Source organism: Pseudomonas sp. AP19, assembly GCF_001728855.1.
GTDB lineage: Bacteria > Pseudomonadota > Gammaproteobacteria > Pseudomonadales > Pseudomonadaceae > Aquipseudomonas > Aquipseudomonas fluorescens.
On sequence record NZ_LXJP01000047.1, the window covers coordinates 21,762 to 48,624 of the forward strand.

Here is a 26,863-nt window from a genome sequence, read left to right on the forward strand (position 1 = left end):
AACGCACTGCCACCAGCGTCGATCTCTATCAGCCGTGTTTTGACGCAGTTCCGATAGAGTTCGATCACCGATTGATTATAAAGGTCGCCCCCTGCCAGACCAAAAAATCAGACTGCTGGATGACGTTGCACAAACAATCATGGGGCGTGCAGTGGCGGACACAATCACTTCATGGCCTGCTTCCTTCCGAGGGTATGGATTCAACCGCGAGGCGTCGTCGGCGCATCAATCGGTAAGCTGCCGGGATGACAAATAGGGACAGTAAGGGCGCGGTAACCATACCACCGACCATGGGCGCAGCGATGCGGCTCATTATTTCGCTACCGGAACCGCTGCCCAATAGGATCGGTAATAGGCCAGCAATGATGACCGCCACCGTCATGGCCTTGGGTCGAACCCGCTGCACGGCTCCTTCGCTAATTGCTGCTATTAGCCCTCGCTCGGTACTGTCGCCGGCCTCTACACGTTCGGCCCAGGCGTTTTTCAAGTAGAGCAGCATGATCACGCCGAATTCGGCAGACACACCCGCCAGAGCAATGAATCCGACGCCGGTAGCCACCGACAGGCTAAAGCCGAGTAGGTAGAGGAACCATGCCCCACCAGTAAGGGCGAACGGCAAGGTGGCCATGATCAGCAAAGCCTCGTCGAATCGGGAAAACGTCAGGTACAGCAGCACGAAAATGATCATCAGCGTGGCCGGCACTACCAGCTTGAGCCGTGCGTTGGCTCGTTCAAGAAACTCGAACTGCCCCGAGTAACTCAGGCTCATGCCTGGCTGCAGCTTGACCTGCTCATTGACAACACGACGCAGATCGGCAACCACTGAGGCAATGTCCCGGCCACGTACGTCGATATACACCCACCCGGAAGGTCGGGCGTTCTCGCTCTTGAGCATCGGCGGGCCTTCACTGACCTTGACCTTCGCCACCGTGCCAAGGGTGATCTGGCTCCCTAGCGGAGTGTAGATCGGCAGTTGCTCTAGGGCGCCAAGCGAATCACGCCACTCTCGGGGATAGCGCACATTGATCGGAAAACGGGCGAGCCCTTCAATGGTCTCGCCAACATTCTCACCACCAATAGCACCGGCGACGATCGACTGCACATCAGCGATATTCAACCCGTAGCGGGCAGCGGCTTTGCGGTCGATATCCACATCGATGTAGCGGCCGCCCGTCAATCGTTCAGCCAGAGCCGAACTGACCCCGGGCACGTTTTTGGCTACGCGCTCGACCGCCTGAGTCGCCGCGTCGATTTCCGTCAAGTTTGTGCCGGCAATTTTCACTCCAATCGGACTCTTGATCCCAGTGGCGAGCATGTCCATGCGGTTGCGGATCGGTGGTATCCAAATATTAGTCAGCCCAGGGACGCGCACCACTCGATCCAACTCTTCCACCAATTTTTCCTGGGTCATACCAGGACGCCACTGTTCGCGTGGTTTGAACTGGATAGTGGTCTCGAACATCTCCAGCGGCGCCGGGTCGGTAGCGGTTTCGGCACGACCAGCCTTACCAAAAACGTGTTCGACTTCGGGTACCGTCTTGATCAAGCGGTCGGTCTGTTGCAGCAGCTGCGCCGCTTTCTGTGCCGACAACCCCGGCAGAGCCGAAGGCATATAGAGCAAATCGCCCTCGTCCATTGCAGGAAGGAACTCGCCACCCAAACGAGAGATCGGCCACAACGCGCTGAGGAAAACCATTAACGCGATTAATAGGGTGACTTTGGGTCGATGTAACACCGCATCAAGGGCCGGCTGATAGATCCTGATCAACCAGCGGTTTAGCGGGTTCTGGTCCTCTTTGGGGATCCGACCACGAATCCAGTAACCCATCAGTACCGGCACCAGGGTTACCGAGAGTCCGGCCGCCGCCGCCATGGCATAGGTCTTGGTGAAGGCCAATGGACCAAACAGACGACCCTCTTGAGCCTCCAGGGTGAACACCGGGATGAACGATAGGGTGATGATCAGCAGGCAGAAAAACAGCGCCGGCCCCACCTCCGCCGCCGCTTCGGTTATCACATGCCAGTGACGTTCGCCCTTCAACTCCTCCCCAGGATGGGCCACATGCCAAGCCTCGATCTTCTTGTGAGCGTTCTCGATCATTACCACGGCGGCGTCGACCATGGCGCCGATGGCAATAGCAATCCCGCCAAGGGACATGATGTTGGCGTTGATTCCTTGATGCCGCATGACGATGAAGGCAATGAGCACCCCCACCGGCAAAGAGATAATGGCCACTAGGGATGAACGTAGGTGCCAGAGAAATATCCCACAGACCAACGCGACGACGATGAACTCCTCAAGCAGTTTGTAGCTGAGGTTTTCCACTGCGCGGTCGATCAGTTTGCTGCGGTCGTAGGTGGTGACGATTTCCACCCCGGCCGGCAGACTGCTTTTCAGGTCGTCCAGTTTGGCCTTGACCGCCGCAATGGTTTCGCGAGCGTTCTTGCCGCTGCGCAGAATCACCACGCCGCCGACGGTTTCGCCTTCGCCGTCGAGTTCAGTGATGCCGCGGCGCATCTCCGGCCCCAGCTGGATCGTCGCCACGTCGCCTAGGGACACTGGCACCCCGCCAGCACCGAGCTTGAGCGGAATGGCACGAAAGTCATTCAGCGTCTTCAGGTATCCGGAGGCGCGCACCATGAACTCGGTCTCCGCCATCTCCAGCAACGCACCACCGGTTTCCTGATTGGCCTTGCCAATAGCGTCGGTTACCTCAGCCTGAGTGATACCGAGGCTGGCCAGCTTGAGTGGATCGAGTTGGACCTGATACTGCTTGACCATGCCACCCACGGTGGCCACCTCCGCAACGTTGGGCAGGGTCTTGAGTTCGAACTTGAGGAACCAGTCCTGCAAGGCGCGCAGTTGCGCCAGGTCGTGTCCGCCACTGCGGTCCACTAGTGCGTACTGATAGATCCAGCCCACGCCTGTGGCGTCTGGCCCCAAGGACGGTTTGGCGGAAGTCGGCAGTCGGCTTTGGACCTGACTCAAGTATTCCAGCACCCGGGAGCGGGCCCAATACAAATCGGTACCGTCTTCGAACAGCACGTAAACGAAGCTGTCGCCGAAAAAGGAATAGCCGCGTACGGTCTTGGCCCCTGGCACCGAGAGCATGGTGGTGGCCAACGGGTAGGTCACCTGGTTCTCAACGATCTGCGGCGCTTGTCCCGCATAAGGGGTGCGGATGATTACCTGAGCATCGGAGAGATCCGGAAGTGCATCGATCGGCGTGCTCTGAACCGACCAGACGCCCCAGACCGTGACGAAGATCGTCGCCAGCAGCACTAGAAATCGGTTGGCCACTGACCAGCGAATCAGGGCGGCGATCATGGCTGACCCCTTAGTTTTTCCAGGCGTTCAATGCGTAAACCATCATCGGTTTGGCTAACCGATACCCTAACCTTGTCTCCCGTCTTGAGACCTTGAACGAGAGCAGGGTCAGTCAATGGGAAGGTCATGGTCATACCAGGCATGCCCAGCGTCTTGAACGGACCAAGGGCGATTGTTACGTCTTGGTTATTGATCTCGACGATCTGCCCATCCGCCTCATGAAAGCTGGAGGCTGCTGCGCTGGGTGGTGACATTTCCAGCGTGCTCGCAACAATGCCCTTGAGACTGGCCTCAGAGTCGAGCAGGAACTGTCCAGAGCTGACTACCTGCTGACCTTCTTCCAACCCCTTCAATACCACCGTTTTGCCTTCGTTTTCCTGCCCGAGTTGCACTTCTAGGGGGCGGTAGCGACCCGCGTCTTCGGCGAGCATCACCAGGACGCGTCGGCCGGTGCGAATGATTGCCTCGCTCGGCACCCACAGCACGCTTTGTTCGGTAGAGCGTTTTAGGTGCACCTGGGCCGTCATGCCCGGCCTGAGTCGCCCATCAGGGTTGGGCAGTTCGACCCGGACACGCACAGTTCGGCTGTCGGGGTTGGTTTCGGGCAGAATCGCACTGACTGTGCCCTTGAGCACTGTTCCCGGAAAGGCTGGCAAACGTGCTTCTACCGCTTGCCCCATGATGATCGATCCAGTCTCCGACTCTGGTACGGCCACTGCCAGCCAGACGCTGCTCAATCCATTGACTCGAGCCAGAGTCTCGCCGGCCGCCACGGTCATACCCGAGCGTACATCCAACTCTTGCAGTACACCGCTAATGGGGCTGGTGAGCGTCAGGACCGGCTGGGTCTTGCCGCTTCGCTCCACTTGAGCAATCAGCGGTGCTGGCATCCCGGTCAAGCGCAAGCGCTGGCGTGCTGCCGCCAGCAAGTCGGCATCGCCACTGCGTTTGAGTGCGAGAAACTCTTCCTGAGCAGCGGCCCATTCCGGTACCAGGATATCGGCCAAAGCCGCATGGGCTTTGAGCACATCGCCTGGAGCACGGGCGTACACTCGCTCCACAAAGCCAGCAGTACGCGATTGAATCACTGCAACATCCCGCTCGTTGAATGCCAACACACCGACCACGTCCAAGTTGGAAGTAAGCACGCCGCGAGTGACTGTGGCCACTCGCAAACCGAGATTCTGGGTCAGGCTGGGGTCGATACTGATGGCCGCACTGTCCGCTGCAGCATCCGCGTAGCGGGGCTTCAACTCCATATCCATAAAGGGAGACTTGCCTGGTTTATCGAACTTCTGCTGCGGGGACATCGGGTCGTACCAATACAGTACTTTGCGTTCGTCTTGGGCTTTAGGGGCCTGTTCGGCTGCGCTATCAGGCATGCGCTGTTGAGCGAACCAGTAACCGCCGGCAGCGCCCAAGGTAATCGAGAGACCTGCCAGCAAAGCCCCTTTCCAGATTCGAGTACTCATTGATTGGTGTCCCCATAGGCGAAATACAGGCGAGCACTGGTGAGGGCTCGCTGTTCTTCGAAGTCGATCTGTTTGAGGCGGGCCTCGATGAGTTCACGTCGGGCAGTGATGACAGGTGCCAGGTCGCTTTTACCGGCCCGGTAGCTGGCCATGGTCATCCCGACTTTTTCCTTGGCCAGGGGTAACAGACTGTCCTGGCTGCGGTACACGGCACGGTTCAGACGCTCGTATTCGGCCAGATCGTCCTCCAGTTGCTGGGTGTGTTCACGTACGAGAGCTTCGCGCTCGGCCTCCAACTGATTCAGTTCAGCGTGTTTGGCGGCGATCTTCGGGTTCTGTCGGGACTCGGGGAACAGTGGCAAGTCGAACGTGAACTGCACGCTGACCATGTCGCCGAACTGACGGTTGCGGCGCTGGTAATCAAGCTCCCAACTCCAGTCGGACTGCTTTTCGGACTCTGCTTCACGGACCTTGGCCTGCGCTTCGCGAGTCATTGGCGCGTATGCCGCCAATGCGGGGTGATATTGCAGCTTATGGGAATAACCTGAGGTATCGATGGGCCACTCGGGCAAGCTGCCGACGGGCTGGTCATTGGCCGCTGGGCCAATCCAGCGTTTGAGGGCCGCTCGGGCTTGCGCACGCAGGCGAATTAACTCGTCCTGTTGTTCCGCCAACTGAGCCGCCTCCTGTTTCGGCGTTACTGCATCGGCAGGTTGGGCACGACCACCGGCGATCTGCGCCCGGACGGTATCGGCCAACAGACGGTTCTCCCGGTAAAAATCCTGAAACAGCACCTCTTTACGCTCGACGGAGTAGCTGCTGATCCAGGCCAATGCCGTGGCCTGACGAACGTTCAGCCGCTCGACACGGCCTTCGGCCGCGGCTCGATCTACGGCCGCCTCGGCAACTTCGATACGCGCCCTACGCTTGTCACGATTGGGCACCTCCTGCATGACGCCGACCATCTGCATGGTCATACCGTCCTGCTCGAGGCGCCAGCGGTCAGGGCCACCGATGGGATAGTCTTGTATGCCCAGCAGGAGCTTCGGGTCGGGTAGTTCTCCAGCTGGAATGGCGGCGCTGCTGGCCGCTTGCAGTTTGGCCGCTTGGGCGGTCAGCGATGGTGCATTGTTTTCAGCCAACCGTAAGGCTTCGTCGAGTGTCAGGGGTGCAGCAAGGCTTGGCAATGCCAGCACGCTTGCCGCCAGGGCAGCCACGAGGGGCCAACCGGTGCAGTAGCACTTGGGATTCATGTTCACGATTCCTGTGATGATCCACTGCGCGTGTCTTGGGCTCGCGCGCAGATATGCCATCCCGCGCCAGGGCGGGATGAGGCTCAGTGGGGTACAGGAATCAAGCGCGAGGCGGTCGCCACACCCCGGAGGGAGCCTGAGTAGACAGGGAGTCGCTGAAGATTGTTAGTATTTGCGGACTGGACAAACGGGTGGCAGGTTTCCCCAACAACACTTGTAGCAGACTGGCGCTCCTGCATTCCTGACCAGGTTTGCAGGGTTTGCCATGATCGGCGGAGCTGCTCATATCACCGCAACAGTCCTGGTTCATATCATCCATCATGGTCATACCCGTCGTGTTCGTCGGGCAAGGTTCTGTCGGTGACTGAATGCCCGCCATCCCGCTCAGGGGAAGCGCCAAGCTGATCAGAAAAATGAGGAACAACCGCAGATAGCGTTTCATGCGAGGAAGTTTAGTCGCTGGCGACGGGCGATACCATTACGAATCTGTCAGGTAGAACCAGCAGCAACGGCGCTCCTTAATTTAGCGGCCTGTCTATACGCATGCTGATAGGTCAGGCTTCGTAAATGATTGTCTCGTGAGTCGGTAATGCCACGATAAGGATCACCGAAATGGGTAGAACCAGTGGACCGTGCCGAGAACAGCGCTCAACAACAGATAGATACCCGCCAAACACCTACTATCCTACCGCCTATAAGTTTGTTGAGCAGATAGCTCAATATGAGCTCGCCGCAACAGAATCACTGGACGCTGTAGATACACTTGCGGACGACAGCCAAGGAAACTGGAATATGTCCGAGACAATAGCTACACATAGCATTCCCCGTACGGTCTGGGCGCTAGGTTTCGTCAGCCTGTTCATGGACTTTTCTTCAGAAATGGTTCATAGCTTGCTGCCTATCTTTCTGGTGGGCACTCTAGGCATCAGCATAATCACTCTGGGTCTGATCGAGGGCATTGCGGAGGCGACGGCCCTGATAGTGAAAGTGTTTTCAGGGGCGATCAGCGACTACGTCGGTCGTCTCAAGGGCTTGCTGCTGGTTGGCTAGGGTCTTGCGGCACTCACCAAGCCGCTCTTTCCATTGGCTCACTCTGCAGAAATGGTGTTCACCGCACGCTTTCTGGATCGGATCGGCAAAGGTATTCGCGGCGCTCCACGTGATGCCCTGGTCGCTGATGTATCGCCACCGCATATCCGTCGCTTGCTTCGGCTTACGTCAATCCATGGATACGATAGGGGCCTTCCTCGGGCCAGCAGTAGCCATCCGCCTGATGTATGCCTTCAGTGAAAACATTCCACTGGTGTTATGGATCGCGGTGATACCGGCGTTGGTAGCGGTCAGTCTGATTTTTATTGGCGTCGATGAGTCCGAACACGAGCATTCAGCTCAGCGCTTTCGTTCACCCTGGCACGTTTTAGTGAGGCCTTCCTGGGCTTGCGCGCTCAGCAAGCAGGGTTGTCTGCAACCTGGGTGCCGATAGTAATGGTGGTGATGGCCTTGTTCTACACGCTCTCGGCCTACCCTGTGGGGAAGCTCTCTGACCGTGTAAGTCGCACAAGTCTCCTCAGGGTCGGGTTGATATTGCTGATCTTGTCCGATCTGGTTCTAGCCAGTGCCGAGTCCGTCTCAATGTTGATACTCGGCGTCGCCCTATGGGGACTTCATATGGGATTTAGTCAGGGGCTACTGGCTGCGCTTGTCGCTGACACGACACCGGCAGAATTGAAAGGAACCGCTTTCGGGATTTTCAACCTGGTGAGTGGTGTATCCATGTTGCTGGCAAGCGGGATTGCGGGGTTATTTTGGCAAACGTATGGCTCAGCAATGACATTTTATGCCGGCGCGGTTTTTTCTGCGATAGCGCTCATACTGCTGATAGCACAACGTAGCAAGAGCACACATCGCTTGCATGATCACGGGCAGTGATCATGCAAGAATCAAGGAAAGTTTGAAACTTAGTTTGCCATGTACTCGGCAATCACTTGGTCAGTACCTGCTTTGCTCAGGCCGATGACCTGATAAACATCCTGCTTCCCACCGACCTCCATGCCAGGCGAGCCTGCCGGCATGCCCGGCACAGCTATCCCGATAAGGTCGTCGCGTTTGCTCAAAGCAACTATTTGCTCGGCAGGCACGTGGCCTTCAACAAACTTGCCGTTGATCACCGCGGTGTGGCATGACGAGAGACGCGGAGCAACACCCAGGCCCTGCTTGACCGCGCTCATGTTGGTTTCTACATGATCAACGACGGTGAAGCCGTTAGCTTCAAGGTGCTGCATCCACTTCTTGCAGCATCCACAGTTAGCGTCACGATGGACGTCGATCGTCATCGATTCTGCTGCATGACCAGCGGAACTGATAAACAGAGCCGCGAATGCAGCGAGGCGAAGTGCCCGGCCAGGACGAAGAAAGTTATTTCGCATGGGTATGCTCCTTCCCATCAGCATGGGTATGAGTTTTTGGCTGATCCGCAGGAGCATCTGCACCCTCAGTATGAGCATGCTCAGTACTTTCATCCTGAGAGGGTGCTGCGTCTTCATCATGAAGATGCGCACTATTTTTGTCGTCATGATGATCGTCGGACTCAGCTACTTCTTCAGCGCCGCCTGCATCATGATGTCCAGCGGCAGCCTCTTTTTGACCGTCATGCTGTCCTTCATGGTTATGCATTTTGGTCTCGCCGCCACCGTGTTGGTGGCCATCGCTGCTTGCTGTCAGGGCCTTATATTGCTCTGCATCCAAGGCGGGAAGCTGCTGAAGAAAAGCAACCATCCCCCAGATGTAGGGGTCGGCCATGCTTTTGCCCCAGGCTGGCATGCCTGTGGACTTGATACCGTGCTTGATGATCCAGAAGGCGGCAGCTGGATTTCCATCAACGCCCAGTTTTGAAAGATTTGGAGGTGCCGGGTAAAGGCTTTTACTCAACTCGGTTCCAGCGACACTCGGAGCGAGGTGGCAGCCAATGCACATTGAGTTGTAATTGCCTGCACCTGCACGAATGAGAGCTTCATCGCTTAGGCTCTGTACGTAAACCCAAGAAATACGATTTTCTGTAAAATACACCGCCATTAAAGCCAGGAGGCCAAGATGGCAAAGCGGTATGAACTCCCCGACGCAGCCTGGGATCTGGTTGCAGATATCTTCACCAAAAATCAGCGCACCGGGCGCCCTCGGGCCGATGATCGCCTGATGCTAAACGGTATTCTCTGGGTGCTTTGCTCTGGCGCAGCCTGGCGAGACATGCCCGAACGATTCGGCCCTTGGTCAACGATCTATCAACGGTTCCGAGGATGGCGTGATTGCGGAGCTTTTGATCAGATGCTCAAGCGTCTTCATATCCGATTGAATGAGCAGGGTTTGATTGACTTGGAAACATGGATGATCGACTCCACTGCCGTACGAGCAACCCGGGCCTCATCAGGTGCCGGGAAAAAAGGGGATTTGAAGAACCGCAAGACCACGCGCTCGGGCGCAGCCGGGGTGGCCTGACGACCAAGATTCACATGCTGTGCGACGCCAATGGTGTGCCTCTGCGTTTCCTGTTGTCAGGCGGACAAGCCAGCGATATAGCCTATGCCCAACCGCTACTCGATCAGGCTTGCATACCCAGCCTGCGCGGTCGCCCACGCAAGCGTTGCCGCTGGTTGCTGGCTGACAAGGGTTACGACGCTGAAGCGCTGCGCCAGTATTGTGATCGTTATCGCATGCAGCCAGTCATTCCGTTGCGAAGCATGAAGCGCAAAACCAAGCCAGGATTGCCTCGACTTTTTGATCGCCCCAAATATCGGCAGCGCAACATCATCGAACGCATGTTTGGCTGGCTGAAGGAGAACCGTCGCATCGTGACGCACTTCGACAAGCTCGCAACAAGTTTTGCGGCGATGGTCTCATTGGCCTGCGCTATGCGGTGCTTGCGACAATACTTTACGTACAGAGCCTAGCACCTCATGATCTGCACGCCCCTATCGCGCCAGCACCAATAGCGCCTGCCCCCCATCACCAAGGTGACAGTCAGCCAAGCGGCAGGCACTATCAGCATCAACAAGGCTGCATTCGACTTGAGCACTTGAAGTGCTGGACGACGGAAACGTCTGAGCAGATACCGGTGCAGTGGGGGGTGTAGTGGTCAACTGCCGTGCAAATAATTTTTTTAAACGATAAATCGAGAGATTAATGCCGCAGATAGCAACGACGCTCCGTGAGTTTAAAACGGGTCTGGCCCCGGCTCTACACCAGTGAAGGTGATCTCAACGGGGTCACTTTCGCGCTGCCACGCTAGCTGATAGACCAGCCACTGGTGCTTTCCTTCTTTACGATCAGCCACCAACAACAGCGTCCATCCTGCCCTCAGCAACTGGTTGGCGTTTTCCTCGCTGCGAGTGCTGATCAACCTCTTCGTTTGGTCTATCGCCATTGCCAATTTCCGTAATGTGCCATCGTTATAGAGGCGTAAAGGCTAGCAGGCCATTTGATGATGAGCCCCTATGCGCAATCCCTTCAATGCGTATGTATTGGTAGCAGAGCTTAGGCGACAACTGGGCGGATTGTGTTGCCATGACGTTTTCTTATAGATCAAAACTAATCAGCTGAAGGTGGTCAAATCGAATGCAAATGTGGTGGTCAATTAGCATGCAATTTCCAATCTCTAGTTTTGTACCAAGCTCAACCGTTAGAAAATCATCAGCCAAGTCGCGTCCTGCAAGCCGGTTTTAGGTTTGAACAATAGACAAGTTTCTGATCAGAGCAAACCTACCGAAATATGTTGACTAGACATTTATTGACTTAAATTTACACATCTAAACATATGAGCGCTGCATACAACCACCACTCAAGCCTTGAGCTTTCATAGTCGACATATGTTCCCTATTATAAAACCGCAGCGGGGCTCGGAAATCCACCAGAGAACCTGCCTGATAAGACACAAATCAGGCCAGGTACTTCGGAAGCTGAGAGTTGGCGCAGGCTGGTAAGAATCAAGGTATGAAATCACAGAGCTGTATGGATGCACAGTATAGATCCGAGTCCCTCATTTAAGTCAATTCCGACCTGGGTGTCGGCTTTTCAAATAAATGCTACCCATCGCCGGCGAAGGCCTCAATCGGCGACTCCAGATTATCGAAATAGCTGCGACTGCAAGTGGCAATTAATGTGACTACCCAAGGCTCTGTCGGCAATAGCTGCAACTGCCTTGCAATTTTCAGTGACAAATCTACTGCCAATTGATAGTGTTCTTTTTGTTAGAGGTTCCCTGTGAGGTGCAAGTTTGGTTCCTACCCACTCTTGCGAAAGAAACCGCCCATGTGGCGGTTTTTTTTCGCCTTGTGTTTTCTGCTGGCGAATTTTCCATCAGGTGTGGTCTACTGATACCCTTGTCAGGAGGCCTGACTCTCTCCAGATCCAGCACGTTTCCCGTGCAATCCTGACAGAGATTCCATATGACTCCCCGCCGTGCCACTTCGTTACGCCCTGGACAATTCAAACATCTGATCCGCGTTGCATCCGTCATAACTTCTGCCAGAGCGCGATGTGGCTTTGTTGTGGCTAACCCATACCACTGGCATCCGCGTCACTGAGCTGGCGTTGCTAGAGGTCGCAGACGTGCTGTATTCCAGCGGTGCCATCAAGCCCGAGGTGTATTTGCGTGCGGACATCACAAAAGGTTGGGCCGAGAAACATCTATCTCACCCACGCCAAATGTCTTGCCGCGCTCGATGCGTGGTTTGCGGTGCGTCATCGACGCCGCTGGGGCCTTTCCGGCGAGGATGAATACCGAGGGTTGCGCCCAGGTTCAAAGCTGGTCATGACGCACAAGGGGCAAGCCTTCGAACTCGCGTTCAAACACCGTCAGTTAGACAGCGGGCCAGAGGTGTACCGGGCATGTGATGCTCTGCAACAGACGATCACCAGGCTCTACCGTCAGGCCGGTATCAAGCAAGGTTCGTCCCACAGCGGCAGACGCTCCCTAGCGGCGAAGGTGCTGGCTGCAACGGGAGACGTGGAGACAGTGCAAACGACGATCATGCGTGCCTCGACCACTCAAGCCGTACCTGACGGTGGATCAAGCAACGATCCGGCGAGCATTTGAGATCGCTCTTTAATGCGCCATATGTCTTGCATATGTATGCCTGCATTGCTATATTGCATATGTCAGACATATGTAGGAGTGACGTTATGCGCACTGTCTCAATTTTCAAGAACGGCAAGAATCAAGCAATTCGCTTTCCCACTGACATGGCTTATGAGGGTGTCGGCGAGCTGGAGATTACGCGCAGCGGCGACACGATCACCCTGCGCCCCGTGCGCCCGAGCTGGCTGTCGCTGGCTGAATTGCCCAAGGCTGATGCAGACTTTCTGCAAGAGCGTCCGACCGTTATCAGCGATGAAGGCAGGTTCAATCTGTGACCACGTACATGCTGGATACCTGCATTTGCTCCTTCATCATGCGCGAGCGTCCAGAATCTGTTTTGCAGCGCTTGGCCGCAGAGGTTGCGCGGAATAACCGGATCGTAATTTCTGCGATTACCTACGCCGAAATGCGTTACGGGCAGATCGGTAAGAAGGCATCGCCCAAGCACAAAACGCTGGTTGATGAGTTTGTGAAACGTCTGGATGAGGTCTTACCGTGGGATCCAAGCGCGGTTGACGCGACGGTCGAGGTGAAGTTCGAACTCACCAAAGCTGGCTTGGTCATTGGCGAGAATGACACCGCTATTGCCGGTCACGCGATTGCTTCGGGTTGTGTGTTGGTCACGAACAATGTGCGTGAATTCAGCCGCGTTTCGGGGCTGCCTTACGAAGACTGGGTTCACTGAGGAAAAAAGTAATGGTCAACCGGATTGAGTTCACTGCTGCCGAGCTGCTTGCGATTGAGCAGGTGCTGGAGCCCGCAGAGAGTGACAACCCAGAAACTCAGGCAGCAATTGAGAGTGCCTTTTTAAAGGTGGGACTGGCTTTGGAGCGTCCTTGGGCACTCAAGCAAGAGCAGGAAACTATCAAGTTAGTGGCCGAACGCTTGAGCCTGAAAATGAAGGATGTTCACCTAAAAATCGAATCAATGAGCTTGAGTGAGTGGGAGGCATGGGTAGATGACCTTGACTCTGATGAACGCCTTGAGTTTTTGAGCAAGTACCACAGCAAAACAGCGTTCTACCACGTTGCAAGGGTACGTCCGCCAACTTATCGCAAGTAGTAGGAAATCGTAGTGACGCTACACGGTGAAAGCGATGTGGTTACGGCCTCACCAAGCGATCAGCAGGCACAGGCTATCGCGCAGTGGCAGCAGTATGTAGCAGACGGCAAATTCGCAACCCTGACCGTTGACTAATTGCCCTGCCTCGGTTCGCCGGGGCCATGAAGGAACGCGGACCATGGCAGCTAAGACCAAAATCATTCAACCGGGCGGACTCAACAAACGGCTGATCGGCACGATAAAGGCGGCAGTGAAAAGTTCGGCGATGGCCCACACCTGCGAATGGCTGGTCATCGAGGGGTACGCATCCGATGCTGCGCACGCTCGCGAGCTGGTCAGCTCCGCTCTCAACGCCTAGGAAACCGATATCTGCACCCCCCAAGCCCTGGCCGTCAAACAGCCGGGGTTGAGGACGTAGAAACAGGCCACTTTCGGCCTCCGGATCGAGCAGGACAGCGTCCAGGAGGGCAAAGCAAATGGCTGTGGTTATCGATATCCAATCGTTGCTCCCGCGCATTACTGCCGTTGGTTCCGCGCTAGATGTGTTGGCCAGCGTCACTGATGCGAGTGAGCGTGTGTCTGAGCCAACGACACCTGAGCAGCAGGCGGCAATGCAGCAGGTGAACATCGAGCGTGGCAAATTGTACGAAGACTTGCTCACGCTGTTGGTCAAGCCGCAAGCCAAGCGTGCCGCCGAAGCTGCCGCCTTGCGTGCTGTATTCGCCCAGGTTTCGCGATGCCTCAAAGGCCAGCCGCTGGCTCTCGAAACGCTTGAGGCATATGAAGAAGACGCTGCCAATAGCCATTCCGACGTGCCTCGGCTGCGGGGGTTCCTGCAAGGTTTGTACGCCGGTAAGTCGCTGTCATTTGAGGACTACTGCGAAGTTGATGCCCTCATCGTGTCAGCCTTCAATTTGTAGGGGAAAAACCATGAACCCAGAGACGTCAGTTACGAACACTGCTCAGGTCGTCGCGAATCGCTGGAACGCTGAGGCTGATGAGTTCAATCGGTGGGATGCGCTGGGCCAAGATGAAAAAGATGAACTCATCGCGGCAGAGCAAGAGCGGCTGGCCAGCACCGAAAGTGTTGGCGTTAATCCAAGTAACGTCGAATAGTACGGAAAACAGATCGATGCAAAACGCTAAATCAAAACGCAGCACTGTGCTGGCGGTACTGGCTCTGTTTGTCGCTGTCGGTGCGGTCTCCTACAGCGTTGTTGTGTCGCAACGACAAGCCACTGAACTAGCTGAATATTGCGCGAAGCCAGTTGTCGAGCCGTTCAAAACTAAGCTGGCCTGTATTGCCCGTTAGTTGAAGTGAAAAGTCGCCCGCTGTACCACAAGCCCAGGCCTAAAAAAACCGGGGCCGAGGACGTAGAGGCATACAACAACTCATTCAAGGAATCCGCTTATGAAGCTGACCACAACACAAGAAACTACCCTGCGCAAGATTGCTTCATCGGTCGTGGGTGTAGGGGGGGTTATCGGTTCAACAATCAACCTTTTCCTGAAAGGCGCGCTGGGTACGGTGATTGCGCTGGTAGTTTTTGGTTTGATGACTGCAAACCCTGAAACGGCAACGTTTGGCGACTTTCTCCGTGCAATTCAGTCGCCTGCTTTGGCCAGTGTGGGGTTAATTGGCGGGCTACTTTCGGTGGGGCTTCGCCAGTTGCTCGCGCCCAAGTAACCGGCCATAGAAAAACGCGGCGGATCTGCCGTCCAGGTACACCACAAGCCCCGCCGTCAAACCGTGGGGCCGAGTACGTAGAAGGATGCCCATTTTCGCGTCCGAGCAAATACATGGAGAACAATATGTTGAGTCAGGAACAGCTTGCAGCTGCGTTGAAAGCCTTCGGTGAAGCTGTACCGGCTGGCACTAAGCTTCATTCGTTGAAAGTTACCCCCTCTGTGGGATACGCCGACACTGAGGCCAAACCTGTGTTTGTGTTCGTTCTGGCTGATAGCGAAAAAGACGTGCAGCGGTTGAGCCAGGTAATCGATCGAGGGATTAAGTCGTTTGAAACTGAGCCAGGCCTTACAGCCTCGCTTCTGCGGGATAAGCCTCAAGCCCCTGCGACCGCTGAAAACATCGCTTCTCAAGCAAGCACACACATCATTCTCAAAGACAGCCAGTAGTCACGGAAAAGTTGCTCAGATACCCCCAAGCCCCGGCACGTGCTGGGGCCGAGGACGTAGGAGAGGGACGCTTTTCGCTCCCCAGAATCGAGCAGGAGAAAATAGCCATGAAGGAACTCCCAATTCTGTTCAATGGGGAAATGGTTCGCGCCATTTTGGCAGGCCTCAAGACGGTAACTCGCCGAGCGGTGAAGGTTCAGCCGATCAGTAAAAACACAGGCATGGTGAATGCCGCGTACTGCGGCAAGCCTGATTTGTGGTTGGTAGACGGGTCGGTGGGTGACTACACCTGCAACGGCTTGGTAGCGCCGCAATGGACTTGCCCCTATGGCCGTCCAGGTGATCGGCTTTGGGTGCGGGAAACTACTGAGGCGGACGAGCAAACCAGCGACGTTGTGATTCTTTCTCGTTACTCAGCAGACAGGGCGCCAGTCCTGTACTCCGGCTGTGAAGATCCAGATTACAACGACACCGTGGCTCATTGGGATTATCCGCGTCGATCTCGCCCAAGCATTCACATGCATCGCTGGGCCAGCCGGATTCTGCTGGAGATCACCGCCATTCGGGCTGAGCGGCTGCACCAGATGAAAACAATTGACTACCAAGCCGAGGGGTGTCACGGCGGGCACGGATCAATTCCGGGCTATATCTACAACGCTACGCCATGTGAGCACTTCCACCACGTCTGGGATAGCACCGGCGGCGACTGGAAAGCCAATCCGTGGGTGTGGGTTGTCGAATTTCGCCGGGTTGAATCTGGCTGTGCCGGTGTAACTCAGGTCGAAGCTGCTTAATTCAAGGAAAACGCTGCTGCACCCCAAGCCCTGCCTAACCCGTGGGGCCGTTGCCGTAGGAGAGGCGCAATTTTCGCGCCCAGGAAAGAGCCATGTCTGATTCCGATTTGTTGGAAGTGCAGCAACCGATCAACCCAGAGGCAGCGAGCGTCGATGTGGCATGTCCGCATTGCCACAGTATTGAAGAATTCCACGCCTCGGCCTGGAGCAAGCAGAACCCGCACGGGCGTTTTACTTTGTCGCCGATCCACGCTTATGGCGTGACCTGCGCGGGGTGCCGCAATGATTTCTGTTTCAAGCTCACCGCTGCTGCGCATCCATGGCCATCAGGCCCTACACGCGACGTGACGTGCCCTGCTTGCCAGCACACTGTAACAACTCACATTTCCGTGATCCGCATGACGGATGGAGAGTGCAGGCCGGAAACCTGTGACAAATGTAATGCCGATTTCGAAGTGTACGCCGATGGTCGTGTGGTCAAGATCGAGTACGAGCAACGGCCTACCGCACGTACACACGAGCAGATAATGAAATACTTCGAGGGGCTTGAGTTCAACCCGAATGGTGCCCGTGACTGGCCGATCACCACCGAGGTTAAAATTCTACTGACAGTGCCAGTGTTGCGAGTGTTTGATGATGGCACCCTGCAATTCATGGACGACGATGGGGGGGAACTGGTGTACAGCCCTCGCCTAGACCCAGAAGCGCTGGAGCGTTTTTGCGAAGCGAATATTGAGACGTATCGGGCGTTTCATGGCGAACACGAAGCTGCGCTTGACCGTCGCGAGTCCGTGCCACTGGCGCCTTTCTGGTAACTGGGAGATATCCAATGAAGACCACCATGACACCAGACGAATTCACTGCTGTTCTTGAGCGGGCCACTGAGGGAGAGCGTGTAGCGCTCGATGGGGCTCATTGGCGTTACATCAGCTTGATCGGGCTTGTTCACGATGCACTGCCAGCGGAAGTGGTTGCTGCTGACCAGAAGGCGTACCCGCACTTCATCAAACAGATGGATGGAAGCCCTCTCTTTAGCGATGCTGATTGCACCGCGTTCATGGTTGCAGTCACTGGGCTTTCGGCGGAATTTTGCGAGGCTTGGAAGGATCACGATTTCTACGAGTTGCACGGTGAAACCGCAGAAGAAATGGCAGCCCGCCAAAGTTCAGCCAGTTAAGGGAAAATTAGAACCATGACGATTTCACTAAGCCATGTAAGCATTGGGATGGCTTCGCTCGCAGTGTTTTCCATCCTCACCTATAAAATTGCATCAAGGCATGGAGTAACGGCTGGAGTGCTTGCGTGGGTACTGCTATTAGCGTTCTTCAAATTTGTGATTCAGGATGAGGAAGGCCCCTTATGGTCGATAAAAATATTTGGGGTGCTTGGTGGGCTGCTGGGGTGGCTGTGGGCCGGGCATATCAAATTTAACCCACAGGAAAAGGAGCAGGGCTAGCCATCCGAACGGGTTGACAGAATTTCCATGGCATCCGAGAAAGCGATTATTGGACAATGGGGAGGATTACGCCGGCTGGTTGCCGGTGGCGAAGTGATAGACCTCAATCTCGAAGCGGATGCAGAATATTCAAGGAATTGTCGCTGCCCATCCAGCCCGCCATTGTCGCGGGCTTCGGCAGTACCAGAGTGCGGTTATCCGCTCCAACATCGAAGGAAGGGAAAACAAATGGGCAAGGCCATAAGTTTCAAAGTGACCCCAGCATAAGCCGCGATGATTACCACCATCGTGGATCGTGTAACCGCGAAACTGCCGGAGACGTTTTCGGATCGTCAAAGCCTCGAAATGGACATCACTGCGTGTCATGCCAATGGCTGCAAACTGCGCCTCGCGGATCTGGCCGAAGCCGACGAATTCAACCTGACCCATGACGTCGGCGGCATCCGCCAAAACATCGACCGCGCAACCGGAAAGCTGCAAGGCCACTGCCTGCCGCGCTACTCCGCGTAGTTCCGGGAAAACGCACTAGGTGCACCCTAGCCCCGCCGTAAAAAAACGTGGGGCTGGGTCGTTAGAAGAGGGTGAGATTGTCGAGCCCGCCTAGAACAAGGACATAACCCATGAGCCAAACAGTGGCAGAAGCACAGGCAGCGCTTGATGCAGCGAAGGCAGCTTACTTGGAAGAACTGCGCCGTGACAGCGAGCGCGGCGAAGGGAGCCACAACCAAGAGCGTCGTCGCGAGGAACGCCAAAACGAGTTGCAAGAAAAAGTTTGGCAGTGCGAACAAGCACTGAAAGCGGCCATGCTGCGTCAAGCAGGTGCGGCCAACAGCGCGTGACAGCGGGCGTGGAATTAGTCCAGGCGTGACCAGCGCCGATACCGAGGAAAAGTCGCCCAGGTGCGTTGCAAGCAGGGCCAGTTCGGATCGGACAACTACATCTTGTGTCACGCGGGCAACGGCGGATGGTTGATGCAGCACTCAAACAACGATTTCTACCCGCTCACCCCTGCCGAGGTTGAGCAAGTGCGCCCGTACTTTGCGGATTGCCTGCCAGAGAATGAAAGTTTCCCTACCGGCATTACCCTCGGCAGTGAGGAGACACGCGCCATTGGTTTCCTCATCGATCCGCCGGAGGGGTTTGAGACACGCGGCGGCGAAGGGGCACGGATGCGGATGACCACCATCGGCGCCGATGGGAGCAAGACCCTCACTGACACTGTTTTTTTGTAGGAAAAGCCCCATGAAAATCGAACCAACCAAAGCTGCTGTAAGCAACGAATCGCTGAACAGCGAAGCCCTGAATCTTGGGCATCCTGGTACTCATTTGAGCTGTATGCAGGCACCAGTATCTGATGCGGTTTCGCGACTTCAAACCCTCTTGCAGAAGCCTATACAGCGCGGCTATTTGAAGCCAACGCCTTGGCCGTCGAAGTAAAGGAAACGAGCAGACAGACAAGGACTTACCTCGTTGGAACAAGCGGCGTCACAAGCCGCAAAGGAGTTAGGCGCGGTATTGTCTATTGGTGTCCTTCTGGAACCATCTGACTTGCCGATCGTTCAGCGCCCGTTGGATGAGGTCATCCAGGCAATAAACGCGGCTATCGCCGCTTGTGAGCAGCGGGAGCGCAACGAACACACGGAACTGTAGGAAAAATCCGCTGAACACCACCGGCCCGCATCTGCGGGCCTTTTTCTTTCTTTGTAGTCGCAGCTATTTCCACAATTTCGCATTAATTACGGAAACTGACACTGGGGATTTCAGACAAGCGACTGGCTCGGGCATCGCGGAAGAGCAGTCGTGCGGGGTCAGCGCATTGAAGTTCCACAGGGAGGGCTGGACCGTTTATGACGTTTTCCATCGGGTATCCAAAGGAGATACCCAGCGCGATGAACCCAAAAGCCAACGCAGCCGAATTCGCCCAGGCAATGCAGGATTTTGCCACGACTCGAGGGGGACTTAGTCGCCGGAGATTGCGTGCCGCTCACAAGGCCAGCAGAAAACACCTCGATATCACTTCACCAAAATTCATCTTGCCAAGCTGTTTTCTGATGCCCTATGCTTTCTCAGTCTTGAAATGGGCCGCTGGCGTGGCTTGGTACGTGTGACCTCAGGACAGAGAGCGACATCCGCAGTGCAATGAGTTACTGATACACGTCACACCCTGAAGTCGGTTTTGCGCAAACCAAAGGTCAGCCAGCAACCATCGATTAATCGCGCAAACCCTCACGTCTTGGCATAGGGCCAGGCGTACCTTCAAGGCGATTGTGATGACCCGTATCCCATTTCAAAAATCCGATATTCAAGAATTCAAAGGCCTCGCGAAACGTATGTTCCGTGGGCTTGACCTCCTCGATCATAAGAACCCCGATCGCATGCGTGAGATGGTGGCCAAGGTTTTTGGCTACAACGATCTTCATGAAGTCTACAAATGTTTTGGCACCTTGATGCCTCCGCCAGCGGCCCCGATCACCCGTTTCGATATCCAGCTTGTCGCAGCTGATGGGCTAAGGAAGGTTGCTAACATTTCCTTCGTTGATGCATGGCTGCGTGCTGGGCGGGCTCGTCTGTATGGGCTCAGTATCGACCAGTTCACTGTAGAAGCTTTGCGCGCTGTGAGACTCAAAGCCCGGGGTGTTTCGGAGGATCTGGGCCAGGTAAAGGACATCAGTCAGTCCTCGCCCAAGTGGCATGATGAACAGCTGCGATTCTTCCGTAACGGGGCCCCGAGCTTTGAGCTGTGCGTCAAGCATAAGGAGGCAGCTTTCCACTGGACCACGTTCACCGGACTCTATGACGCAATTCTTTCCTCGCGCTTCAAAGAAGAAATCATAAATCCAGATGGCTTGTTTGATGCCGGCAGTGATGATGCCGTTGACACCTTCCTTCGCGATACCCTCATTCCCCAATGCTGGATTCCACTTTCACAACTCATCCAGGACGGGTTCGAGGTTCCAGGTCATGAGGCTGTCTGGCTGTATGTAGAATCGGGTTTATGTATCGGTCGCGGTATCCGTCACAAAGCACATGGTGGGTTCTTGCCTCGATTGTTTCTGACCGACATCGAGGTTGCCGAAGGTCTTGCAATGATCCTGACTGGTACATACATCCAGGCTGGTTCGTCGCTGGGCAACTCCTTTTTTGGTGTCCCGAAAGGCGATTGCCTGGTGTATCAGCTTAAGCCTGGCGTTCGCTCGCCGGGGGCGGTCACTGACCCCTCGAATCAACCAGCAGCCAAACCGTATGAGCTGGATCTGGTTCCAAGCCTGTTCGCGGGCTCACAGAGTATTCGGCATGGAGGGGGGCGTGGGACCACTACAAATTGGGGGCTGGATGGTAAGGCTATTCGCGTGAGTCATGCCGATCGTCAGGCTTTGAAGAACACCTATTTCGAAGTAGAACCATGGCTGACCGAGTCAGACTTCGCTGACTTGTTTCCCGATTACGTTGCTACACCCGCTGTTAACCATCGTGAAATGTTTGCGTGGTCGAAGGATCTTGAGAACAAGGTCTTCCTACCTCCAGTATCGCTTGAACTCCAAGCCCGAGCGGAAAGCATCATAAAGCGGAAGAGCCAAAATGCCGTTGCTCAGTTAGCCGCGGCCGCAGCATCAGGGGAACTCTTCGCTAGGGTGGAGGCAACCATCCCGGCCATGCTGCTTGAACAGCTGGCCAGCGACCTGATCTATGAGATCTTCGGCAGTGATCAGACCGAGCAGGTCAAAAGTGTGTCTCAAAAAATGGTGGGTTGGTTTCCCGAACTTGCCGGATTTCACTCCTCGGTGCTTTATGCCGTCGTCGTCGTCCACGGTCAGGGCGTCTTTGGGGACCATTTCCCGGCAACCCTCCGACTCGTGGACATTCTCTCGGCATTGCTGCTGTTGCAGGCAGGGTACCAAGGTGGGGGCCGGTTCCGTTTCTTCAGGACGGTACCTTCTCAAATTGCCCTGGGACAGTGGTACAACGGCGTTACTTCGCTGGCATCTATCCACGAGGTAGCCCTGCAGTATGAGGGTTACGTCACCGCACTTAAGGATCAGCAGGCGCGTATCAATTGGATCGCTTCGTCAATTGAGCTTGATAGCCGTCGCCGCGCGGAAGCCATCGATCACAAGTATTTGTATGTCAGTGACGAAATGCCCCGCGCCAAGCCCTTAAGCCCTATGCAGTTGGTCAATGCAGTGGGTGATTGAGGCAAGCCTCGATCGCTCGATTGCCATTGCGCCGCCTGGTCAAAAGGGCGGGCGGCGTTATGTTGCAACAGGTCATCAACGAGCCTCGTAGGACCTTGCTCAAGTCAAGGCAGCGAGGCACTGACCTGAGGCCCGTTTATGTACCATCTCTTGGAAATCGCTGTCTTGTTCATCATCGCACCGTACATTCTGTTCGGTGTGGTGCTTGGGGCCGTCGCCGGCCTCATCATCAACCTCTTTCAACCTGCGGTCCTGATGACTTCAGTCTGGTTTGCGGTGTTAGGCGCCTATTTATCAACGTCCCGCACAGACCCCAATCAGGGCTTCGTAAGCCTGTTAGGTATGGTTACTGATAGTCAGATCTTGGGGGTTTCTGTACCCAGCATCCTGCTCGGAATCGGAGGGGTTCTCCTGATCGTGGCGCTCTTGTGCCGCCAGCGGCGCTGAGCAGTGAGTAAATCTCAGTCGGAGCTGCTAAGCACTCCAGTTATCTCGAAGAACTTTGGAGGGTGCATCTGGCTGGGCCTGAGTAAATCACAAGTTATGATGGCCATTAGATTTCAGAGCCCGCGAGTCGACCAAATCTCATGACGAACAAAGACACTTTTCCCCATGTTGTGGGCACCCTCTTGAAATTCAGCAGTGATCAGCCAAGTGCTGTGATTAATCCGTTTGCCAGTTTTACCTTGGAACCATTTGAGCTGCTCAGCTTGATCGAGGCAGCTACTGGCTTCGATCTAAATCAGGTTCAGCGTAATCATGCTGTTGAAGCTGGTCTGCTGGTAGCTCAAAGAACGACGCCCAACGCTGCGTTGTTGGTAGAGGAATGGATTAAACATCCCGACCTTGCTGACTTTGCTCGCGAAGCTCGACGGGCCTTGATCCCAGGTTGACCAAATCAATTCTCCTCTCGCATATCGCGAGGCCTAGGTCTGGCGGCCACAATCGCAAGGCCACTGAGTAAAGGAAACGCACACATGCCCATTAAGCACTGCATCATTCACCATATTGACAAGAAACCAGATGGCACCCCAGCGGTCCTCCAGTTCGCTGACCACGAATTGCCTGCAGAGTCGCAGACGACTGAAACCCTGCTGGGCGATCTGAATGACGCCTACAACGCCAAACAGGGGAAGGCCTGGGGCTTGTTTCATCCAGAGTCAGGTGCTTATCCATTCAGCGGTTGGCTCAGCAAATACCTCAAGCAGGATACTACCTTCCTCGAATTCACTAACGAGACTGTAGAGCACCTCACCAAGCTGATGGAGGAGTCGAATCTTTCCACCGGCGGGCACGTACTCATTGCTCATTATGTGCAGGGCATGACCGACTATCTCAGCATTGCGCTGCTGCATCACAGCGAAGGTGTCACGGTGACAGACACGCTGGATGTCACACCTTCCCGACACCTCGATGTTGGCCAACTCCACCTGGCTGCACGCATCAACATCTCCGAGTGGCAGAACAATAAGAACTCAAAGCAGTACATCTCGTTCATCAAGGGAAAGAACGGCAAGAAGGTGTCGGAATACTTCCGCGACTTCATTGGCTGTATGGAAGGTGTGGACGGCCCGGGCGAGACACGTACGCTGTTGAAAGCTTTCAGTGACTTCGTGGAGAGTGAAGATCTACCCGAGGATTCGGCTCGCGAGAAGGTCAGTACCCTGGTCGACTACGCTGTGAGCCAGACAAAGCTCGGCGAGGCAGTCAGCCTAGAAGAGCTTTCATCGCTGATCGATGAGGATCGGCCGCAAGCCTTCTATGACCACATCCGAAACAAAGACTACGGCCTGTCGCCGGAGATCCCGGCCGACAAGCGCACCCTCAACAATTTTCGCCGTTTCACCGGGCGGGCAGAAGGTCTTTCCATCAGTTTTGAAGCGCATCTGTTGGGCTCGAAGATCGAATATGACGAAACTGCCGGCACCCTCGTGCTCAAGAATCTCCCTACCCAACTGATTGATGCCCTCAAGCGCAACCAGAAGGGCTGATGTGCAACCGACGTGTGTGCGGTCCGGGCCCACGCGTTACCTTAGAATCCGGCAAGAGTCAGCGAGTAGGACGGGCATTTGTTGTCGAGCAATGTCCGTCTTACTCAAGCCGCTGGCCCTGGTCTCTTCAATCTGGACGATAAGAGATGAACTTGTTTTACGTTTTCGCCTTGGGGCTGGCGCTGACTGGATGCTCGAGTAGCCCGCCGAACCCGAATGTTCCAATGGTTGAGAAGTCTCTAACCAAGCAGTGGTACAAGATCGATCACGGGATTGCCAGCAGATGGGTACCGGTCGAGACTCCTCACCCGCCAGCATGTGAGAGAGTGATCTACATGAACCTGGCCAACACGCAACCCACGACAGCGGACAAGCCAAAGCCAGCACCCGTAGAGCCATCGAAATCTGTTTCAGACCTTGCACCCTCTAGGTCCATCGCAAAGCTACCGCTCGCACCCCGGCCGATACCGGGATTGCTACATAAACCTCTTGAGCACCCTGCAATGCCACCGGGGAAAGCTATCGCCAAGGCTGATCCTGCCAAGCCAAGCCTGCAGGAGCAGCAATTGACAATGATGTACGCGGAGGGGGATGCCAATGCGGCTTACGACTTGGCCCAGCTGCTCTTCAGCCAAGGTCGAAGCGAACCCGCATATGTTGCTCTGGAGTACGCCGTGCGGCAGAAAAACCCAAAGGCCATCGCTCTCTACTCCAAGCTCAGGCCTGAATCAGGCGCGCAGCTGTAGTCATCCTCAGGTCCCGAGCCGCCCGGGCCCTCCAGTTTCTCCTCATCGGCAGTTCACGCTTAATTTCCTCAGTCCGTCCGTGATCCGCTAGGCCAACGTAATGTGAGCAAAAACAGATGAATGAGCTTTTTGATACAGCCGCTGCATGCCTCAAGCGCGCTAGCAAGATTGTGGTCTTCACTGGAGCTGGGGCTTCTGCTGAAAGCGGAATTGCAACGTTCCGTGATGCACTGACCGGCCTCTGGGAGCGGTTCGATGCCCAGCGCCTCGCTACAGCACCAGCCTTCAAAGCTGACCCGTCACTGGTATGGGGTTGGTATGAATGGAGGAGGGCACAGGCGCAAAGTGTACATCCCAATCCCGGGCATGTAGCCGTCTGCCAGCTGGCGCGTCATGTTTCAAAGCTGACTATCGTTACGCAAAACGTAGATTCTCTTCACGAGCGGGCAGGCTCAGATAATGTGCTTCACCTGCATGGGAGCCTGAACAGCCCGCGGTGCTTCGAGTGCGCCAGCCCTATGGTTGTCTCCGATGTTTCTGGTGATCCCCTTGGAGAGGGTAGCCGTATTGAACCGCCGTCTTGCCCTGAGTGTGGAGGCCTTTGCCGGCCGGGGGTTGTTTGGTTTGGTGAGTCGCTGCCAGCGGACGTATGGGAAGCTGCAGTCTCGGCTGTTGCTGAGTGCGATGTGCTGCTGTCGATCGGAACATCCGGTGCGGTCTATCCAGCGGCTGCATTACCGAAGCAGGCATTGAGCTTCGGAGCAGTCGTGATTCACATAAACTCAGACCGGGTAGCTGTGTCCGCTGAGAATGAAATTTCGCTGGTGGGGAAGGGCGGGGTGATATTACCTCAATTGCTGGCCAGGGCATTCAGCTGACCAGCAATCCTTACGATCATGTTGACGCGTCAGCGCTTTCAACCGCAATAGCGGGGGATGGCACACTCTGCGAGGATCCGAACCTCGCGTGTGCCGCCAGCGGCAGTACCAGGATGTCGTTCGTCGTGATGTCAGCTTTGAATACCCTGCCTTCTTTGACAGGTGGGCGACTCTGAAAATCGCGGAATGTGTCATTGCTTATGACGTACTCAGTCTCACCACTTGCGAGTTCGATGATGGTCTCATCTGCTGTGTTGCCTTGAGCGATCTCGTGGATCTGGACGGAGTGATGAAAATGCTTTTCACCATCTGGCCAGAGCTTTGCCGAGTTCTTCAAAGTCCCCGGGTCGAAGCAGATTATGATCTCGACGCCAGGCCACAATTGCTGAAGGATCGGAACCAGGTGAGTGAGTGCAACCACTCCTATGAATTTGCGATTGGGGTTTCTGCCCCGATAGCAGAGGTTGGTGCCATCGATGACAAGGCGGGTAATGCCCCTGCTTTCACGCTTTTGCAACTCAGTAATTATGGTCTCAACTTTTGCCAGATTGCGCTGTAGAGACTCCACCTGACCGTTTTTGATTCGGAAAGCTTTGTCGGTGTTGTCGAGCCCAAACAGGTTGAAGCATTGTTGCTGTACGACCCGTCGGCTAATAGCGTCTGGTGAAGCTTTGAAGCGAAGGTCAAATTCAGCTGCAGACTCCCGAGCCTCTACAGCCAAGGCCAGTTCACCAGTCAGCTGTTTCATGTCAAGCAGCGGCTGCACCAAGTGCTCATCAAACCGTCTGACATCCGCTCCGAGCTTTGCGACTTCGGGTTCAAGGTCAGCGACTTGACGGTTATATGTGGCGATTTCGGCATCAGCCTCTAGCCAGTCCAAGGTTTTATTGAACTGGATCTGGTAGTAGATTTTCTCGACGGCGCCGATTTCAACTTTGAGTCCCTCCTCGAGCTTGGCAAGCTTGGCCTCACGCTCAGGGTCTACTTTCGGCTTGGGTTTAGACTTAGGTCTGGGAATTGTGCCAAACAGCCGGAGCTTTATGATTTCAGCTACAGAAAGTGGCGCCCAGGTTGCAAGGTAGGGGATGCCCATACGAGTTGAGTTCAGATCTTTCTGAATCGCCTCCACGCGCGCTCGCGCTAATTCAAGTGATGCCTTGGCCTCTACTTCGTTGAAGCAGTGGAGCCACCCTAGGAGGGTGTGTTGGTCTTCAAGGTTCTTTTTGGCTACCAGTAGAGCCGCGGATGCGGCCTCGAATCGCTTGCGATAAGGGTTGAGTTCCATGGGTGCCCTCAGTACTGTCTATCTCGGGTATTCGTGAATCGGCCTTTCGGGTCAGTCTTGCTCAAAGCACCCGGCCGGGCAGGTCATAGAATCTAAGCCGTGCGAGCAAACTCCGTTATCCCAGTCCTCTGCTTGAGTC

Annotated in this window: 34 protein-coding genes and 1 pseudogene; 27 read left to right on the forward strand and 8 right to left on the reverse strand. The window is 55.3% G+C overall.

Annotated features, from left to right (window positions below; all coding sequences use genetic code 11):
* Nucleotides 1–169: 169 nt before the first annotated feature.
* The 4 genes from A7D21_RS25785 to A7D21_RS36335 all read right to left on the reverse strand — a co-directional run bounded on the left by A7D21_RS25785 (nt 170) and on the right by A7D21_RS36335 (nt 6,495).
* Nucleotides 170–3,328 carry an efflux RND transporter permease subunit gene (locus A7D21_RS25785; protein ID WP_069553010.1) on the reverse strand — a complete coding sequence of 1,053 codons (3,159 nt, stop codon included), beginning with the start codon at nt 3,326–3,328 and terminating at the stop codon, nt 170–172.
* Nucleotides 3,325–4,800 carry an efflux RND transporter periplasmic adaptor subunit gene (locus A7D21_RS25790; RefSeq protein ID WP_034114904.1) on the reverse strand — a complete coding sequence of 492 codons (1,476 nt, stop codon included), beginning with the start codon at nt 4,798–4,800 and terminating at the stop codon, nt 3,325–3,327. Before A7D21_RS25790 ends, A7D21_RS25785 begins: the two co-directional genes overlap by 4 nt.
* Nucleotides 4,797–6,053, reverse strand: coding sequence for a TolC family protein (locus A7D21_RS25795; RefSeq protein WP_034114905.1), 1,257 nt, complete (start codon nt 6,051–6,053; stop codon nt 4,797–4,799). Before A7D21_RS25795 ends, A7D21_RS25790 begins: the two co-directional genes overlap by 4 nt.
* A gap of 100 nt (nt 6,054–6,153) precedes the next feature.
* Nucleotides 6,154–6,495 (reverse strand): hypothetical protein, encoded by a 342-nt coding sequence (locus A7D21_RS36335; protein WP_080758782.1) that lies wholly within the window; start codon nt 6,493–6,495, stop codon nt 6,154–6,156.
* Between the two features lie 350 nt (nt 6,496–6,845).
* Here A7D21_RS36335 and A7D21_RS25800 point away from each other — a divergent pair.
* Nucleotides 6,846–7,982, forward strand: a pseudogene (locus A7D21_RS25800) (MFS transporter).
* A 29-nt stretch (nt 7,983–8,011) separates the two neighbouring features.
* On the opposite strand, the gene A7D21_RS25805 reads toward A7D21_RS25800, so the two are convergent.
* Together A7D21_RS25805 and A7D21_RS34720 are read right to left on the reverse strand one after the other, a co-directional pair.
* Nucleotides 8,012–8,479 carry a DUF411 domain-containing protein gene (locus tag A7D21_RS25805; RefSeq protein ID WP_069553036.1) on the reverse strand — a complete coding sequence of 156 codons (468 nt, stop codon included), beginning with the start codon at nt 8,477–8,479 and terminating at the stop codon, nt 8,012–8,014.
* Nucleotides 8,469–9,125: a cytochrome c gene (locus A7D21_RS34720; protein WP_083272243.1), complete on the reverse strand. Its 657-nt coding sequence runs from the start codon at nt 9,123–9,125 to the stop codon at nt 8,469–8,471. The genes A7D21_RS25805 and A7D21_RS34720 overlap by 11 nt, the downstream gene beginning before the upstream one ends.
* An 18-nt stretch (nt 9,126–9,143) precedes the next feature.
* On the opposite strand from A7D21_RS34720, the gene A7D21_RS34725 reads away from it, so the two are divergent.
* Nucleotides 9,144–9,997, forward strand: a protein-coding gene (locus A7D21_RS34725; RefSeq protein ID WP_115128421.1) for an IS5 family transposase whose coding sequence is annotated in 2 segments (ribosomal slippage) — nt 9,144–9,485 and nt 9,488–9,997 — 852 coding nt in all. Because the reading frame shifts where the segments join, the coding sequence is not laid out codon by codon here.
* Nucleotides 9,998–10,260: 263 nt separating this feature from the next.
* Here A7D21_RS34725 and A7D21_RS25825 read toward each other — a convergent pair.
* Complete coding sequence (locus tag A7D21_RS25825; protein WP_069553013.1) at nt 10,261–10,470, reverse strand: hypothetical protein; 210 nt, start codon at nt 10,468–10,470, stop codon at nt 10,261–10,263.
* 1,227 nt (nt 10,471–11,697) lie between these two features.
* Between A7D21_RS25825 and A7D21_RS25830 the strand changes: the two genes are divergently transcribed.
* The 25 genes from A7D21_RS25830 (at nt 11,698) to A7D21_RS25940 (ending at nt 25,439) form a co-directional block, all read left to right on the forward strand.
* A complete protein-coding gene (locus A7D21_RS25830) occupies nt 11,698–12,141 on the forward strand; it encodes a site-specific integrase (protein ID WP_256556385.1) in 444 nt (147 codons plus the stop codon).
* An 86-nt stretch (nt 12,142–12,227) separates the two neighbouring features.
* Nucleotides 12,228–12,458, forward strand: coding sequence for a type II toxin-antitoxin system VapB family antitoxin (vapB, locus tag A7D21_RS25835; protein WP_017849257.1), 231 nt, complete (start codon nt 12,228–12,230; stop codon nt 12,456–12,458).
* Nucleotides 12,455–12,868, forward strand: coding sequence for a type II toxin-antitoxin system VapC family toxin (locus A7D21_RS25840; RefSeq protein WP_017849258.1), 414 nt, complete (start codon nt 12,455–12,457; stop codon nt 12,866–12,868). Before vapB ends, A7D21_RS25840 begins: the two co-directional genes overlap by 4 nt.
* 11 nt (nt 12,869–12,879) lie before the next feature.
* Nucleotides 12,880–13,245 (forward strand): hypothetical protein, encoded by a 366-nt coding sequence (locus tag A7D21_RS25845; protein ID WP_017849259.1) that lies wholly within the window; start codon nt 12,880–12,882, stop codon nt 13,243–13,245.
* 178 nt (nt 13,246–13,423) lie between these two features.
* Entirely contained in the window at nt 13,424–13,603 is a 180-nt protein-coding gene (locus A7D21_RS25850; RefSeq protein WP_017849260.1) for a hypothetical protein, read from the forward strand.
* 118 nt (nt 13,604–13,721) lie between these two features.
* The gene (locus tag A7D21_RS25855) at nt 13,722–14,165 is read left to right on the forward strand and encodes a hypothetical protein (RefSeq protein WP_069553014.1); all 444 of its coding nucleotides are present in this window, start codon (nt 13,722–13,724) and stop codon (nt 14,163–14,165) included.
* Between the two features lie 10 nt (nt 14,166–14,175).
* Nucleotides 14,176–14,361 carry a hypothetical protein gene (locus A7D21_RS35535; RefSeq protein WP_141718269.1) on the forward strand — a complete coding sequence of 62 codons (186 nt, stop codon included), beginning with the start codon at nt 14,176–14,178 and terminating at the stop codon, nt 14,359–14,361.
* A 16-nt stretch (nt 14,362–14,377) separates the two neighbouring features.
* Nucleotides 14,378–14,557 (forward strand): hypothetical protein, encoded by a 180-nt coding sequence (locus tag A7D21_RS35540; protein WP_141718270.1) that lies wholly within the window; start codon nt 14,378–14,380, stop codon nt 14,555–14,557.
* 99 nt (nt 14,558–14,656) lie between these two features.
* Nucleotides 14,657–14,932 (forward strand): hypothetical protein, encoded by a 276-nt coding sequence (locus A7D21_RS25865; RefSeq protein WP_069553015.1) that lies wholly within the window; start codon nt 14,657–14,659, stop codon nt 14,930–14,932.
* 125 nt (nt 14,933–15,057) lie between these two features.
* On the forward strand, nt 15,058–15,381 hold the full coding sequence (locus A7D21_RS25870) for a hypothetical protein (protein WP_017849263.1): 324 nt from the start codon (nt 15,058–15,060) through the stop codon (nt 15,379–15,381).
* Between the two features lie 107 nt (nt 15,382–15,488).
* A complete protein-coding gene (locus A7D21_RS25875; RefSeq protein WP_017849264.1) occupies nt 15,489–16,175 on the forward strand; it encodes a hypothetical protein in 687 nt (228 codons plus the stop codon).
* A gap of 92 nt (nt 16,176–16,267) precedes the next feature.
* The gene (locus A7D21_RS36070) at nt 16,268–16,990 is read left to right on the forward strand and encodes a hypothetical protein (RefSeq protein ID WP_069553016.1); all 723 of its coding nucleotides are present in this window, start codon (nt 16,268–16,270) and stop codon (nt 16,988–16,990) included.
* Nucleotides 16,991–17,004: 14 nt separating this feature from the next.
* Nucleotides 17,005–17,352: a hypothetical protein gene (locus A7D21_RS25885; RefSeq protein ID WP_017849266.1), complete on the forward strand. Its 348-nt coding sequence runs from the start codon at nt 17,005–17,007 to the stop codon at nt 17,350–17,352.
* A gap of 15 nt (nt 17,353–17,367) precedes the next feature.
* Nucleotides 17,368–17,631: a hypothetical protein gene (locus tag A7D21_RS25890; RefSeq protein ID WP_026140318.1), complete on the forward strand. Its 264-nt coding sequence runs from the start codon at nt 17,368–17,370 to the stop codon at nt 17,629–17,631.
* Nucleotides 17,632–17,904: 273 nt separating this feature from the next.
* On the forward strand, nt 17,905–18,141 hold the full coding sequence (locus A7D21_RS25895; protein WP_069553017.1) for a hypothetical protein: 237 nt from the start codon (nt 17,905–17,907) through the stop codon (nt 18,139–18,141).
* A gap of 110 nt (nt 18,142–18,251) precedes the next feature.
* Complete coding sequence (locus A7D21_RS25900) at nt 18,252–18,470, forward strand: hypothetical protein (protein ID WP_069553018.1); 219 nt, start codon at nt 18,252–18,254, stop codon at nt 18,468–18,470.
* Between the two features lie 132 nt (nt 18,471–18,602).
* Complete coding sequence (locus tag A7D21_RS25905) at nt 18,603–18,863, forward strand: hypothetical protein (protein WP_171902640.1); 261 nt, start codon at nt 18,603–18,605, stop codon at nt 18,861–18,863.
* Between the two features lie 10 nt (nt 18,864–18,873).
* Entirely contained in the window at nt 18,874–19,068 is a 195-nt protein-coding gene (locus tag A7D21_RS35545) for a hypothetical protein (protein WP_141718271.1), read from the forward strand.
* Nucleotides 19,069–19,478: 410 nt separating this feature from the next.
* Nucleotides 19,479–19,739 (forward strand): hypothetical protein, encoded by a 261-nt coding sequence (locus A7D21_RS25915; RefSeq protein ID WP_069553020.1) that lies wholly within the window; start codon nt 19,479–19,481, stop codon nt 19,737–19,739.
* A gap of 162 nt (nt 19,740–19,901) precedes the next feature.
* Entirely contained in the window at nt 19,902–21,824 is a 1,923-nt protein-coding gene (locus A7D21_RS25920; RefSeq protein WP_069553021.1) for a hypothetical protein, read from the forward strand.
* 138 nt (nt 21,825–21,962) lie between these two features.
* Nucleotides 21,963–22,271, forward strand: coding sequence for a hypothetical protein (locus A7D21_RS25925; protein WP_069553022.1), 309 nt, complete (start codon nt 21,963–21,965; stop codon nt 22,269–22,271).
* 140 nt (nt 22,272–22,411) lie between these two features.
* The gene (locus A7D21_RS35550) at nt 22,412–22,717 is read left to right on the forward strand and encodes a hypothetical protein (RefSeq protein ID WP_141718272.1); all 306 of its coding nucleotides are present in this window, start codon (nt 22,412–22,414) and stop codon (nt 22,715–22,717) included.
* Nucleotides 22,718–22,801: 84 nt separating this feature from the next.
* Nucleotides 22,802–23,815: a nucleoid-associated protein YejK gene (gene yejK, locus A7D21_RS25930; RefSeq protein WP_069553023.1), complete on the forward strand. Its 1,014-nt coding sequence runs from the start codon at nt 22,802–22,804 to the stop codon at nt 23,813–23,815.
* A 146-nt stretch (nt 23,816–23,961) separates the two neighbouring features.
* Nucleotides 23,962–24,561: a hypothetical protein gene (locus A7D21_RS25935; protein ID WP_069553024.1), complete on the forward strand. Its 600-nt coding sequence runs from the start codon at nt 23,962–23,964 to the stop codon at nt 24,559–24,561.
* A 116-nt stretch (nt 24,562–24,677) separates the two neighbouring features.
* Nucleotides 24,678–25,439 carry an NAD-dependent deacylase gene (locus A7D21_RS25940; RefSeq protein ID WP_069553025.1) on the forward strand — a complete coding sequence of 254 codons (762 nt, stop codon included), beginning with the start codon at nt 24,678–24,680 and terminating at the stop codon, nt 25,437–25,439.
* A 16-nt stretch (nt 25,440–25,455) separates the two neighbouring features.
* Here A7D21_RS25940 and A7D21_RS25945 read toward each other — a convergent pair whose 3' ends face one another.
* Nucleotides 25,456–26,724, reverse strand: coding sequence for a hypothetical protein (locus A7D21_RS25945; RefSeq protein ID WP_069553026.1), 1,269 nt, complete (start codon nt 26,722–26,724; stop codon nt 25,456–25,458).
* Between the last annotated feature and the right edge of the window lie 139 nt (nt 26,725–26,863).